The 15616-nt window shown below is 71.7% G+C and carries 13 protein-coding genes and 1 tRNA gene; 5 read left to right on the top strand and 9 right to left on the bottom strand.

What is annotated here, in order from left to right:
- Window positions 1–145: 145 nt before the first annotated feature.
- Window positions 146–1372 carry a recombinase family protein gene (locus tag ACGF5T_RS08770; RefSeq protein WP_366766795.1) on the top strand — a complete coding sequence of 409 codons (1227 nt, stop codon included), beginning with the start codon at window positions 146–148 and terminating at the stop codon, window positions 1370–1372.
- Window positions 1373–1432: 60 nt separating this feature from the next.
- Here the strand turns inward: ACGF5T_RS08770 and ACGF5T_RS08765 are convergent, their stop codons facing one another.
- Complete coding sequence (locus tag ACGF5T_RS08765; RefSeq protein WP_361013952.1) at window positions 1433–2257, bottom strand: exodeoxyribonuclease III; 825 nt, start codon at window positions 2255–2257, stop codon at window positions 1433–1435.
- A 48-nt stretch (window positions 2258–2305) separates the two neighbouring features.
- Between ACGF5T_RS08765 and ACGF5T_RS08760 the strand changes: the two genes are divergently transcribed.
- Complete coding sequence (locus tag ACGF5T_RS08760) at window positions 2306–2791, top strand: GNAT family N-acetyltransferase (protein WP_361013845.1); 486 nt, start codon at window positions 2306–2308, stop codon at window positions 2789–2791.
- 149 nt (window positions 2792–2940) lie between these two features.
- On the opposite strand, the gene ACGF5T_RS08755 is transcribed toward ACGF5T_RS08760, so the two are convergent.
- The 7 genes from ACGF5T_RS08755 to galU form a co-directional block, all read right to left on the bottom strand.
- A tRNA-Ala gene (locus ACGF5T_RS08755) sits at window positions 2941–3014 on the bottom strand.
- Window positions 3015–3097: 83 nt separating this feature from the next.
- Window positions 3098–4390 carry a gephyrin-like molybdotransferase receptor GlpR gene (gene glpR / locus ACGF5T_RS08750; RefSeq protein ID WP_366766796.1) on the bottom strand — a complete coding sequence of 431 codons (1293 nt, stop codon included), beginning with the start codon at window positions 4388–4390 and terminating at the stop codon, window positions 3098–3100.
- 172 nt (window positions 4391–4562) lie between these two features.
- Window positions 4563–5177, bottom strand: coding sequence for a GNAT family protein (locus ACGF5T_RS08745; RefSeq protein WP_356608988.1), 615 nt, complete (start codon window positions 5175–5177; stop codon window positions 4563–4565).
- Between the two features lie 17 nt (window positions 5178–5194).
- Window positions 5195–5698 (bottom strand): MogA/MoaB family molybdenum cofactor biosynthesis protein, encoded by a 504-nt coding sequence (locus tag ACGF5T_RS08740; protein ID WP_366766797.1) that lies wholly within the window; start codon window positions 5696–5698, stop codon window positions 5195–5197.
- On the bottom strand, window positions 5695–6216 hold the full coding sequence (gene moaC, locus ACGF5T_RS08735; protein ID WP_356608992.1) for a cyclic pyranopterin monophosphate synthase MoaC: 522 nt from the start codon (window positions 6214–6216) through the stop codon (window positions 5695–5697). Before moaC ends, ACGF5T_RS08740 begins: the two co-directional genes overlap by 4 nt.
- A gap of 86 nt (window positions 6217–6302) precedes the next feature.
- On the bottom strand, window positions 6303–7586 hold the full coding sequence (gene glp / locus ACGF5T_RS08730; RefSeq protein ID WP_366766818.1) for a gephyrin-like molybdotransferase Glp: 1284 nt from the start codon (window positions 7584–7586) through the stop codon (window positions 6303–6305).
- 71 nt (window positions 7587–7657) lie between these two features.
- The gene (galU, locus tag ACGF5T_RS08725; protein WP_356608994.1) at window positions 7658–8560 is read right to left on the bottom strand and encodes a UTP--glucose-1-phosphate uridylyltransferase GalU; all 903 of its coding nucleotides are present in this window, start codon (window positions 8558–8560) and stop codon (window positions 7658–7660) included.
- 93 nt (window positions 8561–8653) lie between these two features.
- On the opposite strand from galU, the gene ACGF5T_RS08720 reads away from it, so the two are divergent.
- Window positions 8654–9268, top strand: coding sequence for a 5-formyltetrahydrofolate cyclo-ligase (locus ACGF5T_RS08720; protein ID WP_356608996.1), 615 nt, complete (start codon window positions 8654–8656; stop codon window positions 9266–9268).
- Between the two features lie 90 nt (window positions 9269–9358).
- On the opposite strand, the gene ACGF5T_RS08715 is transcribed toward ACGF5T_RS08720, so the two are convergent.
- A complete protein-coding gene (locus tag ACGF5T_RS08715; RefSeq protein WP_366766798.1) occupies window positions 9359–12187 on the bottom strand; it encodes a penicillin acylase family protein in 2829 nt (942 codons plus the stop codon).
- 275 nt (window positions 12188–12462) lie between these two features.
- Between ACGF5T_RS08715 and ACGF5T_RS08710 the strand changes: the two genes are divergently transcribed.
- Window positions 12463–14007: a potassium/proton antiporter gene (locus tag ACGF5T_RS08710; RefSeq protein WP_356609000.1), complete on the top strand. Its 1545-nt coding sequence runs from the start codon at window positions 12463–12465 to the stop codon at window positions 14005–14007.
- 247 nt (window positions 14008–14254) lie between these two features.
- Entirely contained in the window at window positions 14255–15580 is a 1326-nt protein-coding gene (locus ACGF5T_RS08705; protein WP_361013863.1) for an MFS transporter, read from the top strand.
- Window positions 15581–15616 lie beyond the last annotated feature (36 nt).

The raw sequence follows: 15616 nt of genomic DNA, 5'->3' as shown, positions 1-15616 counted from the left end.
CCCCGGCGGCTGTGCGACCAGCCCCGGGGTACGGCCGACCCTGTCAAGGAGCGTCGACATGCCACAGCGTAGCCACCTGCCCGCTTCGCCTCCCGGCCCAGCACCGCGAGCCCTCGGCGCCGTACGTCTCAGCACCGTCACCAGTGTGACCACTTCCCCCGACAGGCAACGGGCGGCGATCCGCCTGCGCGCCCGGCAGATGGGTTTGATGCTCATCGCCGAGGCCGCCGATCTCGGAGTCTCCGCACGCACCTCGTCACCGTTCGAGCGACCCTCCCTCGCGCCTTGGCTCCAGCGCCCTGAGCAGTACGAGGCCATCGTGTGGTCACATGTGGATCGAGCCGTACGGTCCGTCGCTCACATGTCCCAGCTGATCGAGTGGGGACAGCAGCACACGACGACGCTCGTCTTCTGCCAACCCGAGGACGAACAGCCACTCGTAGTCCCGCAACAGGCCAGCGGCAAGGTCATCCTTCGTTGCATGGGGCTGGCCTACGCCGCCGAGCAGGAGACCCGTGCCCTTTCCGCTCGGCTCACCAGCGCCCACGAAGCACTGCGCGCGTCGGGCCGGTATGCCGGGGGCCTAATTCCATTCGGGTACATGAAGGCTCCCCATCCCTCTGGTGTCGGGTGGTGCCTGGCTCCTGATCCGGAGACCACCGAAGTCGTCCGCACCCTTGTCAACGGTGTGCATTCGGGGCTCTCGCTGGTCGCCCTTGCACGTGCACTCGAAGACGCCGGCATCCCGGTGCCACGGGACCGGCACGCCCAGCTTCAAGGACGCCCCACTGGTGGCAGACGCCACGGACGGGACTTCGAGCGATTCCGCTGGACGGGCGGCAGTCTGTCCAAGATCCTTCGCACACCGGCACTGATGGGGCATCGGGTTCACAAAGGAGAGTCGGTCCGCGCCGCCGACGGCTCACCCGTTCTGATCGGCGCACCGTTGCTGACCGAGGAGGAGTTCCACGCTCTGCAGAAGGTCCTTGATGCCCGATCGATCGGCCATCACCCCCGACGCCGTGAGACCGCCCTGCTGATCGGCGTAGCCCATTGCGCCGGGTGCGGTGGCCGCATGTACTTCGCCGCGAGGAAGGCCTACGCGTACGGCGACTATGCGTGCCGCGCCTCCGCACGAGGTACGACCTGTCCCGCTCCGGCCGCCATTCGCGCCAGCTGGCTGGACGACTACACCGTCGACCGTTACCGCGAGGTGTACACCGCGGCGGTCGACGTCACTCGTGAGCAGCTCCTCAAGCACGGGGCCCGCGTGACCGTTGCCAAGGGACGGTCCGGCGGTGGCCCGGAACGGCTGGCCGGTCCGGACACTTCACGGCTGAGGTTCAGCATCGAGAGGCCGCCTGCTGCCTGATCAACCGCAGTCGGGACACAGTGCGGGGCGTGACAAAGCTGCGCCCCGCCTTCCCTGCCGTCACTGTTCGAAGACGGTCGTCACCGGCGCGTGATCCGACCAGCGTTCCTCATGACTGGCAGCTCGCTCTACGAACGCCTTGACGGCACGCCCGGCTAGCCCGGCAGTCGCCACCGCAAGGTCGATTCTCCACCCAGCGTCGTTCTCGAAGGCCCGCCCCCGGTACGACCACCACGAGTACGGCCCCTCGGTGTCCGGGTGCAGGGCGCGGACCACGTCGACGTAGCCGCCCTCGGCCGGGTCGAGGACGCGGCCGAGCCACTCCCGTTCCTCCGGGAGGAACCCGGAGTTCTTCCGGTTGGCGCGCCAGTTCCTGAGGTCGGCCTCGCGGTGCGCGATGTTCCAGTCGCCGCAGACCACGACCTCGCGGCCGTCGGCGGCGGCGCGCTCGCGCAGCTCCTTGAGGTAGGCGAGGAACTCGCCCATGAAGCGGACCTTCTCCTCCTGGCGCTCGGTGCCGACCTCGCCGGAGGGCAGATAGAGGGAGGCGACCGTCACACCGGGCAGGTCGGCCTCGACGTAGCGGCCACTGGTGTCGAACTCCGCCGAACCGAAACCGACCTGGACGCGGTCGGGCTCGCGGCGGGTGTAGAGGGAGACGCCGGCCCGGCCCTTGGCGGCGGCGGGGGCGTGCGTGACGTGCCAGCCTTCGGGCGTACGGACGTGCTCGGGAAGCTGCTGGGGCTCGGCCCGCACCTCCTGGAGGCACAGCACGTCGGCGGAGGTGTCGGCGAGCCACTCCACGAAGCCCTTCTTCGCGGCGGCGCGCAGACCGTTCACATTCACGGAGGTCACGGTGAGCACCAGGGCACGATACCGGCACACTGGACGGTGCCCCGATCCCGGATCTCGCATCGATATACGGTAGGTAGCATGAACATACGCCGGGTCCCCTTCGACCACCCCGACGCCGTGAAACTCAACGACGAGGTCCAGGCCGAGTACGACGTCCGCTACGGCGACGGCGGCGACGCCACGCACCTGGACCCGTCGGACTTCGCGCCGCCGAACGGCCTGTACCTGATCGCGTACGACGAGAACGACGTCCCGGTCGCCTCCGGCGGCTGGCGCGGCCAGGACGCCAACGCCGAGGGCAACCTCGACGGGGACGCCGAGCTCAAGCGGATGTTCGTGATCGAGCAGGTGCGCGGCCGCGGGCTGGCCCGCCGCATCCTGGCGGCCCTGGAGGAGGACGCCCGCGCGGCCGGCCGGACCCGCATGGTCCTGGAGACCGGCACCAAGCAGCCGGAGGCCGTCGCCCTGTACACCTCCAGCGGATACGAGCCGTGCACCAAGTTCGGCTACTACCGCTTCCACGAGGACAGCCTCTGCTACGCGAAGGCCCTCCAAGTCCCCTAGAGCCCTTCGGTCGACGGGGGACGCCTCACGCGGCTGTCGCCGGGTGACACGTCCCCCGCCCGCGGTGAGCGCCGGGGGGGACTCGGCCATGAGAACGACGAAGATCCCGCCCGATCGTGATGATCGGACGGGATCTTCGTCAATGTGCGTGGACCTGAGGGGATTTGAACCCCTGGCCCCCTCGATGCGAACGAGGTGCGCTACCGGACTGCGCCACAGGCCCTTGCAACGAGTGAAACTTTAGCACCCCGAGGGGCCTGCTCAAAAATCGCTTCCGGGGACCGGGAGGGGGCGGCCCCGGCGGGGCTATTCGTTGGCGGCGCGGGGTCGGTCGCCGTCCTCGTACTGGTCGAAGAGCGGCGTCCGGCCCCGTTCCCGGGCCCGTCGGGCGGACGCGGCCCGGCGGACGCCGCTGCGGCCGGGTGTCTCCGGCCGCTCCTCGGCCTGGGGGGCGGGGCGGTCCGGGCCGGGGTCGGCCCTCGCGTCCCGCTGCTCGGGGGCGACGGCACTGGACCGCGCCGAACTCCACGCGTCCGGCGCGGAGAGGTCCACGTCCGGCGTGGCGCGGGGGGCGACCGGCGCGGTCACGTAGGTGGGCAGCGGCACGGGCACGGGGTCCCAGCTGTCGCCCTGGGGCCGTCGCTGCCGCTCGCGCTGCTGGTCGACCCACTCGGCGTGGTCGGTCTGCTCGACCAGCGCGCGCCGGTCCGCGGCGAGGGCCGACAGGCCCGGGTCGGACTCCGCCTCGGGCCCGTCGTCCGGTTCCTCGGCGTCCGGGTCGCCGGCGGGGGCGGCCGGGTCGGCGGGCGTGCGCCTGCGGGGACGGCCCTCGCGCAGCCGCTGGGCGGCGACCTCGGCCTGCCGCCGGTCCATCTGGAAGGCGAACCGGCGGCGCTCCTGCGTGCGCAGGTAGGCGATGTAGGCGCTGAGCAGCACCGCGGGCACACCGGGGGCCCAGAGGAAGGCGAGCCCGCCGACCGCCGCGACGACCGAGCCGAGCGTGAAGGCGAGGAAGAGCATCACGGTCGTACGCCGTCGGCGCGCGAGTGCCTTGGTGCGCCGGGCGCGGGCCGCGGCCGCCGGTGACTCGGGGGCGCGCCGGGCCTGGGGTACGCGTCCGCGTGCCGCCGCGCCGCCGCCCCGGGGCGCCTGTCCGGACTGCCCGGGCCGCTCGGGCCGCTCGGGCTCCCGGGGCCGTTCGGCTTCCGGGGACCGGTCGGGCTCGGGAGTCCGCTCGGGTTCCGGGGACCGCGCGGGTTCGGCGGGCTGCCCGGGCCTGCGGCCGTGCGCCTGTCCCCCGGCGTCCGGCTGGGTGTACCGGCGGGTTCTGGACACGGCGAAGGCCCGGACGTCCACCGAGTCGGTGACGGCGTCCGGGGCGTCGGCGTCGGGCTCCGCCTCGTCGGCGGAGCGGGACCGCAGGTCCTTGGCGTACCGGCGCTCCATGCCCGCCCGTCCGGACAGCAGCCGGATGGCGGTGCTGAAGCGTTCCGTCGGACGGGCCTCGTTCAGCTCGTCCTGCCTACGGAGCCACATCGGCACCAAGTAGGCGGCCCAGGCCCCGACGATGACTGCGTAGATGAGGCCACTGCTGCTCACGCCTCACACGGTAGAGGGGTTTGCGCGGGGCCATCCGCCAATTGGGCCGGTGTGTCGCACGATCTGGCTGATATTTCGAACTTTTTTTGTGATCGATGCGATCAGCACACCACCGATGCGGGGAAATTATCCGTTCGGGACGGTCACGGCCCGATCATTTTCGAACGTTTATTCAATTACCCGAGTTCCGAGCGCTCCGGTCCCGCGACCGGTGCCAGCGTCGCAGCAGCCCCTCGGGGACCTCTTCCGCGGTGAGCGCGAAGACCAGGTGGTCGCGCCAGGCTCCGTCGATGTGGAGATAACGCGGCCGGAGCCCTTCCTCGCGGAATCCGAGTTTCTCCACGACCCGTCGGCTGGGCGCGTTCTCGGGGCGAATACAGACCTCGACCCGGTGCAGTCCGACGGTGCGGAAACAGTGGTCCACCACCATCGCCACGGCCGTCGGCATCACCCCGCGGCCGGCGACCGCCTCGTCCACCCAGTAGCCGACGTGCCCGGAGCACATCGAGCCCCAGGTGATCCCGGCCACCGTCAGCTGTCCGACCAGGCGGCCCTGGTACTCGATGACGAAGGGCAGCATCCGTCCGGCGTGTGCCTCGGACCGGAGGTGCCGCACCATCTGGCGGTAGGTCGGCCGGTTCACCAGCGGGCCACCGGGCGTGGGCGGCGGGATGGTCGCCTCCCAGGGGCGCAGCCAGTCCCGGTTGCGCCGGTTGACCTCTCGCCAGATCCGCTGGTCGCGCAGCCTTATCGGCCGGAGGACGAGATCGCCGTCCACCAGCTCCACGGGCCAGGAGGCGCTGTTCAGCTCGCACCCCCGTCACTGGCCGGTCTGGGGTGGTCGCCCCCGCGGAGCTGGTCGACCGCGTGCGTGAGCAGCGGCTCCAGCACGGCGAGGCCGTCCCGCACCCCGCCGGACGATCCCGGCAGGTTGACGATCAGCGTGCGGCCCGCCACTCCCGCCACGCCCCGGGAGAGCACCGCGGTCGGCACCTTCTCCCGGCCGTACGCCCGCACCGCCTCCGCGATGCCGGGGACCTCGTGGTCGATCACCGCGCGCGTCGCCTCGGGGGTGCGGTCGGTGGGCGAGATGCCGGTGCCGCCGGTGGTGACGATCACGTCGTACCCCGCCTCGGCGCCTGCCCGCAGGGCGGCCTCGACGGGGTCGCCGTCCGGGACGACCCGGGGGCCGTCGACGGCGAACCCGAAGCGGCGCAGTCCCTCGGCGACCAGCGGGCCGCCCTTGTCCTCGTAGACGCCGGCGGCGGCCCGGTTGGAGGCGGTGACCACCAGCGCGCGGTAGCTCATGACCGGCTCCAGTCGCCCGACTTGCCGCCCGTCTTCTCCTCGACCCGCACGTCCGTGATGACCGCTCCCTTGTCGACCGCCTTGACCATGTCGATCACGGTGAGCGCGGCGACGGTGACCGCGGTGAGCGCCTCCATCTCCACACCCGTGCGATCCGTCGTCCGCACCGTGGCGGTGATCTCCACGGCGTCGTCCGCGACCGACAGGTCCAGTTTCACACCGGAGAGCGCCAACGGGTGGCACAAGGGGATCAGATCCGGGGTGCGTTTGGCGCCCATGATGCCCGCGATCCGCGCGGTGGCCAGGGCGTCGCCCTTGGGGACGCCCTCGCCGCGCAGCAGCTCGACCACACGGGGGGCGACGAGGACGCGTCCGCTCGCGCGCGCGGTGCGTGCGGTCACGTCCTTGCCGGACACGTCGACCATCCGGGCGGCGCCCGCCTCGTCGATGTGCGTCAGCCGGCCTCGCGGGTCGTGCGCGTCCTGGCCGTGGTGCGGGGGTCGGTCCTGCGTACTCATGCTCGTGTGGCGCTCCCGGTCCGGGCCCGGCGCGGTGCGGCGCGTGGGCCTGCTGTGCGCGACACGGTACCGCCAAGGGGGCGGGGTCAGCCGAGCAGGACCACTTCGACCTCGGCGCCCGGCTCGACGGTCTCGGTGTCCTCGGGCACGACGATCAGCGCGTCGGCGTGCGCGAGGGCGGCCACGAGGTGGGAGCCGGCGCCGCCGACCGGGGTGACCGCGCCGTCGGCGAAGGTGCCGCGCAGGAACTGCCGGCGTCCCTTGGGCGAGGACAGCGCCTCGTCGGCGGTGAGCGACGCGGTGGTCGTGGGACGGTGGACGTCGGGGAGTCCCATGAGGGTGCGGATCGCCGGGCGGACGAAGAGCTCGAAGGAGACGTACGACGACACCGGATTGCCCGGCAGGGCGAGGAGCGGGGTGTGGTCGGGGCCGACGGAGCCGAAGCCCTGGGGCTTGCCGGGCTGCATGGCGAGCTTGCGGAAGTCGACGCCGCTGCCCGGCTCGTCCTCGTCGGCGACGTGCGCCAGCGCCTCCTTGACCACGTCGTACGCCCCGACGCTCACCCCGCCGGTGGTGACCATCAGGTCGGCGCGGACCAACTGGTCCTCGATGGTGGACCGCAGGGTCTCGGCGTCGTCGGCGACGGCGCCCACCCGGTAGGCGATCGCGCCGGCGTCGCGGGCGGCGGCGGTGAGGGCGAAGCTGTTGGAGTCGTAGATCTGACCGGCGGCCAGCTCCTCGTCGGGCTGGACCAGTTCGCTTCCGGTGGAGAGCACGACCACGCGCGGACGCGGTCGCACGCGGACCCGGCCGCGGCCGATCGCGGCGAGCAGGGCGATCTGCGGCGGGCCGAGGATCGTGCCGGCCTCCAGCGCGCGGGTGCCGGACCTGACGTCGCTGCCCTTGGCGCGCACGTGCGCGCGTGCCTCGGCCGGCCGGTACACGTGGACCTGGCCCTCGGCACCCTCCGGCGCGAGGCTGCGGGCGCGCATGCCGGCCGCCGGGCCCTCGCCGAGCCCGCCGTCGGTCCACTCCACGGGGACGACGGTCTCGGCGCCGGGCGGGAGCGGGGCGCCCGTCATGATGCGGGCGGCCTGGCCGGGGCCCACGGGGAGCGGGTCGGCCTGGCCCGCGGCGACGTCCCCGACGACCTCCAGGACCGCGGGGAACTCCTCGCTCGCGCCCGCGACGTCGGCGACCCGCACCGCGTACCCATCCATGGAGCTGTTGTCGAACGGCGGCAGGGAGAGCGGCACCGTGACGTCGTCGACCAGGACGCAGCCCTGGGCGTCGAGCAGGTTCAACTCGATGGGTTCCAGGGGGCGGACGGTGGCCAGGATGTCGTCCAGGTGGTCCTGCACCGACCACAGACGGTCCGGACCGAAGTCCGCCGCGGTGTGGTCGTGGCCGGCGTCACGGTGCGCGGTGCTGCTCAACGTCGCTACATCTCCTCGGCTACGTAACTGCGAAGCCAGGTCCGGAAGTCCGGGCCCAGATCTTCACGTTCGCACGCGAGTCTGACAATGGCACGCAGATAGTCGCCGCGGTCGCCGGTGTCATAGCGGCGGCCCTTGAAGACGACACCGTGCACCGGGCCGCCCACCTTCTCGTCCTCCGCGAGCTGCTGGAGGGCGTCGGTCAGCTGGATCTCGCCGCCGCGGCCCGGCTCCGTCTTGCGGAGTATGTCGAAGATGTGCGGGTCGAGGACGTAGCGGCCGATGATGGCGTAGTTCGAGGGGGCGTCGGCCGGGTCGGGCTTCTCGACCAGTCCGCCGACCTTGACGACGTCGCCGTCCTCGGTGGCCTCGACGGCCGCGCAGCCGTAGAGGTGGATCTGCTCGGGCGCGACCTCCATGAGGGCGATGACGCTGCCGCCGTGCTGCTCCTGCACGTCGATCATGCGCTGCAGCAGCGGGTCGCGGGGGTCGATCAGGTCGTCACCGAGCAGCACCGCGAAGGGCTCGTTGCCGACGTGCGGGGCGGCGCAGAGCACGGCGTGGCCGAGTCCCTTGGGGTCGCCCTGGCGGACGTAGTGGATCATGGCGAGGTCGCTGGACTCCTGGACCTTGGCCAGCCGGCCGGCGTCGCCCTTCTTCTGGAGGGCGGACTCCAGCTCGTAGTTGCGGTCGAAGTGGTCCTCGAGGGGGCGCTTGTTGCGGCCCGTGACCATGAGGACGTCGCCGAGGCCGGCGGACACGGCCTCTTCGACCACGTACTGGATCGCCGGCTTGTCGACGACCGGCAGCATCTCCTTGGGAGTGGCTTTCGTTGCCGGCAGGAACCGGGTACCGAGCCCGGCTGCGGGGATGACAGCCTTGCTGATCCTGGGGTGGGACTGAGTCATGCGCGACACCATATCCGGTGCCAATAGGGAGAATCCGTGACTCCGAATCAGTGGCGCTCATATGAGCGCATGAGAGCGTTCGAGGAGTGAGCAGTGCGTCACATCGACCCCGGAAGCGAACCTGACAAACGCACGTTGCGGCGGGAGTTCCTCGCGGCGAGGAGCAGGTTGACCGCGGATGACGTGCGGGAATCGGCGGACGCACTGGCCGTGCGGGCGCTCGCGTCGCCGGAGGTGGCGGGGGCGCACACCGTGGCGGCGTACGTGTCGGTGGGCTCCGAACCGGGCACCCTCACGCTCCTCGACGCGCTGCGCGCGCGGGGCGTGCGCGTCCTGCTGCCCGCGCTGCTGCCGGACAACGACCTGGACTGGGGCGCGTACACGGGCGAGGAGTCCCTCGCGCGCGTGCGGCACGGGGGGCGGATGGCCCTGTGGGAGCCCGCCGGTGAGCGTCTGGGGCCGGACGCGGTGACCGGAGCCGGAGCGGTGCTGCTGCCGGGGCTTGCGGTCGACGCGCGCGGCATGCGTCTGGGGCGCGGCGGCGGGTCGTACGACCGGGTTCTGGCGCGCCTGGAGCGGGCGGACACGCGGTCCGCGCTGCTGGTGCTGCTGTACGACTGGGAGGTCGTGGCGCACGTCCCCGGGGAGCCGCACGACCGGCCGGTGGACGCGGTGGTGACGCCCTCGGGGGTGCGGCGGTTCCGCTGACCGCGGGCGGAGACACCCGCTGACGCCGGGCGGACGCGAAAACGGCCTCCACGCGCGCGTGGAGGCCGTTCCCGTCGAGCGGTGCGAGGGCTAGGGCTTGAGCACCAGGGTGTCGCTCGTGCTCTCGTCGACGGCCTTCTTCGAGAAGGCCCACGGCAGCAGTTCCCCGTCGGCCCACTTGTCCGTCTGGTCGGTGTAGTGGGCGCTGTAGGCGTGTCCGGAGGCGCCGGTGAGGTTGATCCAGCGGGACTTGTCGAGGTCGCCGAGGTTGACCACCATCCGCATGGACGGCACCCACACCACCCCGAAGCCGCCGGCCGCGTTCCAGCCGGAGGCGTTGACCGCCGCCTCGCCGCCGCTGAGCTTCCAGGGCCCGCGGTTGAGGGCGTACTTCACGAAGCCGGGGCCCTCGGTGCCCAGGGTCTGGTTCTTCAGGAACAGGCGGTGCAGCCGGCCCCAGTTCCAGGAGTCGATGTCCTTGCCGAGCTTGGCGGTCAGCTCCCAGCGGGCGTCCACCATGGCGCGCTTGAACAGGTCGTCGCGGTTGTGGTCGGCGCCCTTGCGGGTGCCGTTGGCGGGCGTCGTCCACCAGTCGCTCTTCGGCTTGTCCAGCAGGTTGCGGACGACCTCGAACCAGCGGTCGCCGCCGTCGGGCTGCGCCTGGTCGGCGTCGCGCTGGCCGCACTCGCGGACCTTGTTGGTCTCGTCCGCGGGTCCGGTGGTGTTGACCGGGTCGACCCACAGGCACTGGCCCTCGACGCGCAGTTCCTTGGGCAGCTTGTTGCCGAAGGCGAGCTTGAGGAGGTTGCGCCAGACCGCGTTGAAGTAGGCGGCGGCCGCCGAGTCGGCGTCCTGCGTGTAGTCCCAGCCCTCGAGGAGCTTCTGCGCCTCGCGGACGTCCTTGTCGCCGACGTCGATCTTCAGCAGCTGGGGGACGAGCAGCTTGGCCATCTCGCTGCTGTTGTCCAGCTGCATCTGGCGCATGTCGTCGGTGGAGATCTTGCCGCCGTCCTTGATCTTCTGCTCGATCAGGGAGGTGATCCGCTGGCTGCGGGTGCCGTAGCCCCAGTCCGCGGTCAGCGTGTACGGGTACTCGTCCGCGTCGACGGCGGCCTGGTTGGCGGTGACGATGTAGCCGCGGTCCGGGTCGTACTCGTAGGGCAGCTCGTCCTGGTCGATGTACTCGCCGGTCCAGCGGTACTCGGAGTTCCAGCCCGGTGCCGGGACGGAGCCGTCGTGGCCCTCGGCGCGCACCGGGATCTTGCCGGGCAGCGTGTAGCCGATGTGCTCGGCGTCGGCGTAGACGAGGTTCTGCGAGGGGACGTCGAAGAGCGTGGCGGCCTCGCGGAAGTCGTCCCAGTCCTTCGCCCGGTCGATCGCGAAGACGGCGTCCATGGTGGTGCCCGCCTCCAGCGCGGTCCAGCGCAGCGCGACACCGTAGCCGTCGCCGCGGTCGGGGGCGGAGGTGTCGACGGTGGCCTTCCTGCCGGTCTTCACCAGCTCGTCGTCGCGGTCGGAGAGCAGGGGGCCGTTGTTGGTCTCGCGGACGACGATCTTCTTGGACTCGCCGCCGGCGACCTTGATGGTCTCCTCGCGCGTCTCGAAGGGGACCACCTTGCCGTCGTACTGGTAGCCGGCGCCGGTGATCTTCTCCAGGTACAGGTCGGTGACGTCGACGCCGGAGTTGGTCAGGCCCCAGGCGATGTCCTGGTTGTGGCCGATGACCACGCCGGGCATGCCCGCGAAGGTGTAGCCGGCGACGTCGTACTGACACTTCGCGGAGACGCTGCGGCAGTGCAGGCCCATCTGGTACCAGACGGACGGCAGCGACGGCGACAGGTGCGGGTCGTTGGCCAGCAGCGGCTTGCCGGTGATGGTGTGCTCGCCGGAGACGACCCAGGAGTTGGAGCCGATGCCGTTGCCGTTCACACCGACGGCGGTGGGGACGTCGTCCAGGACGTTCTGGAGGCTGGCCAGTTGGCTCTCCAGGCCGGCGCCGGCGCCGGTGCCCGTGCCCATGCCGGTACCTGTGCCCGTGCCGGTACCTGTGCCCGTGCCGGTACCTGTGCCCGTGCCGGTGCCGGACCCCGTGCCGGTGCCCGTTCCGGAGCCGTCGCCGCCGGACGACCCGCCGCCGTCGAACGTCTGGGTGACCTCGTCGTACTGGCCCTCCTGGACGATCGCCTTGTTCCGGTCGTACGGGTACGCCGGGTACAGGTCGGCGATCTGCTTGGGGCCCAGCCTGCTGGTCATCAGGGCGCGGTCGACCTCGTCCTGCATGTTCCCGCGCAGGTCCCAGGCCATGGCCTTGAGCCAGGCCACCGAGTCGACCGGGGTCCACTCCTGGGGCTTGTAGTCGTTGGTGAACCCGAGGGCCGCGTACTCCAGGGAGATGTCCGCGCCGTCCTTGCCCTTCAGGTAGGCGTTGACGCCCTTGGCGTACGCCTGGAGGTACTTCTTCGTGGAGGCCGACAGCTTCTCGTCGTACTCCTTCTGCGCCACCCGGTGCCAGCCCAGGGTGCGCAGGAACTCGTCGTTGTCGACCTGGCCCTTGCCGAACATCTCCGACAGGCGCCCCGCGGTCATGTGCCGGCGCACGTCCATCTCGTAGAACCGGTCCTGCGCCTGGACGTAGCCCTGCGCCATGAACAGGTCCTCGTCGGAGGACGCGTAGACCTGCGGGATGCCGTAGCCGTCGCGTTTGACGTCGACCGGTCCCGCCAGGCCCTTGAGCGTGATCGAGCCCTTGGTCTGCGGGAAGGACGCGCGGACGGTGCTGATGGACCAGTACGCCCCGTAGACGAGGCCGCCGATGAGGGCCAGTACCAGCACGAGGACGAGCAGGCGCGCTTTGCGCCCCTTCTTCCTGCCGGACTTGCCGGGCTGCTGACCCGTGGAGGCGGTTTTGGTGGGGGGCATCGCTGTCCTTGCTGTCCTAACACGAGCGGCAGGGGCGGGCTGTGCTTTGTACTGAACGCTGGAGCAACTGTAGGCGCAGGCCCCACTCCCCCTTGACGCGGAGTCGGGTACGGGCGCGCACGGGCGTTCGATCTTGCCAAGGCGAGCGTCAAGAAAGCGTCAAGAGTTAGGTAAGGTAACGAAGTAGTTGTCCGCGGAGCACTGCGGCTTCGTGTGCCATGGGGGTGTGCTTGTAGCTCACCGCGCGGGCGCGCCCGCCCGCCGTGGTACGTGCTGTGAACCGTGCTGTGCGCCAGGGAAGGGAACGGCCGCTGACTGTCCACCACCTCAACCAGCTCCTGCTCCTGTGCTCACTGGTCCTGCTCATCGCCGTGGCGGCGGTCCGGATCTCCTCGCGCAGCGGGCTCCCCAGCCTGCTCGTCTACCTGGCCATCGGCGTCGCCATGGGCCAGGACGGCATCGGCGACATCAGGTTCGACGACGCCGAACTGGTCCAGGTCATCGGCTATGCCGCCCTGGTCGTGATCCTGGCCGAGGGCGGCCTCGGCACGAAGTGGAAGGAGGCGAAACCGGCCCTGCCGGCCGCCTCCGCGCTGGCCCTGGTCGGAGTCGCGATCAGTGTCGGCGTCACGGCGGCGGGCGCCCACTACCTGACCGGGCTGGAGTGGCGGCAGGCGCTGATCGTGGGGGCGGTGGTGTCCTCGACGGACGCCGCGGCCGTCTTCTCGGTGCTGCGCAGGATTCCGCTGCCCGCGCGCATAACGGGCACGTTGGAGGCCGAGTCGGGCTTCAACGACGCCCCGGTGGTCATCCTCGTGGTCGCCTTCTCCGCGGCCGGTCCGATCGAGCACTGGTACCTGCTGCTGGGCGAGATCGCCCTGGAGCTGGCCATCGGCGCGGCCATCGGCCTCGCGGTCGGCTGGCTCGGGTCGTGGGGGCTGCGGCACGTCGCGCTGCCCGCCTCCGGCCTCTACCCCATCGCCGTCATGTCGATCGCCGTCGCGGCCTACGCGGCCGGCGCGATGGCCCACGGCAGCGGCTTCCTGGCGGTCTACCTCGCCTCGATGGTCATGGGCAACGCCCGGCTGCCGCACTGGCCCGCCACCCGCGGGTTCGCCGACGGGCTCGGCTGGCTCGCGCAGATCGGCATGTTCGTGCTGCTCGGCCTGCTGGTCACCCCGCACGAACTGGGCGACGACATCCTGCCCGCCCTGGTCATCGGGCTGGTGCTGACACTGGTGGCGCGCCCGCTGAGCGTCGTGCTGTCCCTGCTGCCGTTCCGGGTGCCGTGGCGGGAGAAGGCGCTGATGTCCTGGGCGGGGCTGCGCGGCGCGGTGCCCATCGTCCTGGCGACGATCCCCATGGTGGAGGGCGTCGACGGCAGCCGCCGGATCTTCAACATCGTCTTCGTGCTGGTCTGCGTCTACACCCTGGTCCAGGGGCCGACGCTGCCCTGGCTGGCCGGCAAGCTGCGCCTGGGCAACGCCGACGAGGCCGCCGACCTCGGCATCGAGTCGGCGCCCCTGGAGCGGCTGCGCGGGCACCTGCTCTCGCTGACCATCCCCGAGGGGTCGAGGATGCACGGCGTCGAGGTCAACGAGCTGCGGCTGCCGGCCGGGTCCGCCGTCACGCTGGTCGTCCGCGACGGCAAGTCGTTCGTGCCGCTGCCGACGACGGGGCTGCGGCGCGGGGACGAGCTGCTGGTGGTCGCGACCGACCCGGTCCGGGACGCCGCCGAGGCGCGGCTGCGCGCGGTCGGCCAGGGCGGCAAGCTGGCCGGCTGGCTGCACTCCGGAGACGCGGGCGGCAATCGCAGGTGAACGGGAGAGGGGTGCTCGCTTTCACAGGCCGCGCCCCTTTGATCCCTGTACGATGAAGGCGGCACCTGATCGAACCAACTCTGCCTGACGCAGAGCTGGCGCGACCGTATGGCGGCCGGGACGCCCCCTCCCCTTTCGGGCTCCGGCATCTACCGCAGTCCGCGCAAGAGGACAGCTCTCGGCGCTCCCGCACGGCCACGAACCATGCACGGGAACCGCGCTACCAGGCGGCAGAAAGGCACGGGCCGTGGCATCCACGGTCACCCCGTCGAAGAAGTCGCAGGAGAGGGACCCGCACGCGCCCGCCTCCGCCCGGCCCGGGTACGGGCAGCTGCTGCGCACCCGCGGCGCCTGGACGTTCCTGCTCCCCGGCTTCGCGGCGCGCCAGCCCTTCGCCATGCTGACGCTCTCCATCGTGCTGCTCGTGCAGCACACCTCCGGCTCCTACGGCGTCGCGGGCGCCGTGGCGGCCGTCACCGGCGTCTCCATGGCCCTGTTCGCCCCCTACAGCGGCCGGCTCGCCGACCGCCACGGACAGCGCGCCGTGCTGCTCCCCGGCGTGCTGGTGCACACGGCGTCCGGTCTGACCCTGACCGTCCTCGCCCTCGCGGACGCACCCCTGTGGGCGCTGTTCGCGGCGGCCGTGCCCACCGGCGCCTCGGTGCCGCAGGTCGGGCCCATGGTGCGGGCCCGCTGGGCCGTGAAGCTCAAGGGATCCCCCCTGATGAGCACGGCGGCCGCCTTCGAGTCCGTCACGGACGAGCTGACCTTCGTCCTCGGCCCGCTGGTGGCGACCGCCCTGTGCACGGCCGTGAACCCGGCCGCGGGCCTGGTCACGGAGGCCGCGCTCACCCTGGTGGGCGGTCTGCTGTTCGCCGCGCAGAAGAGCACCCAGCCGGTGGTCGGCCGCTCCGACGGCGACCACGCGCGCGTGGAGCACGTTCCGGCGCTGCGCATCCCCGGGGTGCGCGTCCTGATCGTGGTCTTCCTGGGCATCGGTTCCGTCTTCGGCGGCATGCAGGTGTCGCTGGCCGCGTTCACCGAGTCCATCGGCGAGCCCGGGCTGAACGGCGTCCTGTACGGCGTCTTCGCGGCGGGCAACATGCTCTCCGGCCTGGCCTGCGGCGCCATCGCCTGGAAGGCCGCCCCGCAGCGGCGCCTCCTGGTCGGGTACACCGCCCTGGCGCTGACCGCGTCCGGCCTGTGGGCCGCGCACTCGGTGCTGGTCCTGGCCGGCCTCGGCCTGCTCGTCGGCGTGTGCGTCGCGCCCGCCCTGATCACCGGCTACACCCTGGTCGAGGGCCTGGTCCCGGCCGGCGCCCGCACCGAGGCCTTCACCTGGCTCACCGGCGCGGTGGCGCTCGGCCAGGCGGCGGCCGTGACCGTCTCCGGCCAGCTGGAGGACCGGCTGTGGGGCGGCGCCGGGTTCCTGGTGCCGATGGGCGGCACGGTGCTCGCGCTGGCGACGCTGCTGGCGTTGCGCTCGCGGCTGGCGGCCCGGCCGCACGCGCGTGAGGTCGCGCGCACGGTCACACGTGGCGTCGGTCACCGAGAGCCTGCCGTAGTGGACTGATCCCGAGGAATGCGTCACTATGGACCGTCGTTAGCA

This window comes from Streptomyces sp. NPDC047853 (assembly GCF_043204535.1).
Taxonomy (GTDB): Bacteria; Actinomycetota; Actinomycetes; order Streptomycetales; family Streptomycetaceae; genus Streptomyces.
This window is presented reverse-complemented; position numbering and strand designations above follow the sequence as displayed.

Coding starts and splice junctions, on each gene's coding strand:
- ACGF5T_RS08740 (WP_366766797.1), bottom strand. CDS start 5,698: ATGAGCTACCGCGCGCTGGTGGTCACCGCCTCCAACCGGGCCGCCGCC.
- galU (WP_356608994.1), bottom strand. CDS start 8,560: ATGACTCAGTCCCACCCCAGGATCAGCAAGGCTGTCATCCCCGCAGCC.
- ACGF5T_RS08760 (WP_361013845.1), top strand. CDS start 2,306: ATGAACATACGCCGGGTCCCCTTCGACCACCCCGACGCCGTGAAACTC.
- moaC (WP_356608992.1), bottom strand. CDS start 6,216: ATGAGTACGCAGGACCGACCCCCGCACCACGGCCAGGACGCGCACGAC.
- ACGF5T_RS08715 (WP_366766798.1), bottom strand. CDS start 12,187: ATGCCCCCCACCAAAACCGCCTCCACGGGTCAGCAGCCCGGCAAGTCC.